This is a genomic window from uncultured Jannaschia sp. (assembly GCF_947494055.1).
Classification (GTDB): Bacteria; Pseudomonadota; Alphaproteobacteria; order Rhodobacterales; family Rhodobacteraceae; genus Jannaschia.
This window is the reverse complement of the sequence record NZ_CANLTR010000177.1, coordinates 1-530: the sequence shown is the minus strand read 5'-3', so window position 1 is coordinate 530 and position 530 is coordinate 1. Positions and strand designations below refer to the sequence as shown.

Sequence of the window (530 nt, the reverse complement as noted above, 5' to 3'; positions counted from 1 at the left end):
ACGCTGTTGGCCCCGAGGATCAACAGCCGCCTGAGCGAGCGCTCCCCCATCCTGGTCGTCGCCCCGAGGCGTTGCTTGCCGCCTGTCGAATGTTGCCTTGGTGTCAGTCCAAGCCAGGCCGCGAAGTCGCGTGCCCGGCGGAAGTGCTCCGGCGGCGGAGCGAGTGTCGCCAGCGCCGTGGCGATCAGCGGGCCGATGCCGGGAACCGTCATCAGTCGCCGCGCCAGTTCGTCCTCCCGCGCTCTACGGGCGATCTCCGCGTCGAGCCCGGCGATCCGCTCATCGAGGTGGCGCAGGCCATCCACGAGGACCTGCAACGTCGCTCGTGCCGTCTCAGGCACATCGTTGCCAGGCTCTTCGATCAGCGTGATCAACCGACGCATGCTCGCGGCACCTTGCGGGACGACCTTGCCAAACTCGGTCAGATGCCCCCGAAGGGCATTGATCGTCTGGGTGCGTTGCCGGATCAGTAGCTCGCGCACGCGGAACACCGCGGCCGCGCCCTGCTTCTCCTCGCTCTTCACCGGCAC

Annotated in this window: 1 protein-coding gene; it reads right to left on the bottom strand. The window is 68.1% G+C overall.

Annotation, left to right across the window (positions count from 1 at the left end):
• The coding region (locus Q1A87_RS23735; RefSeq protein WP_299657342.1) for an IS110 family transposase at positions 1–530 on the bottom strand (530 nt) is incomplete at both ends.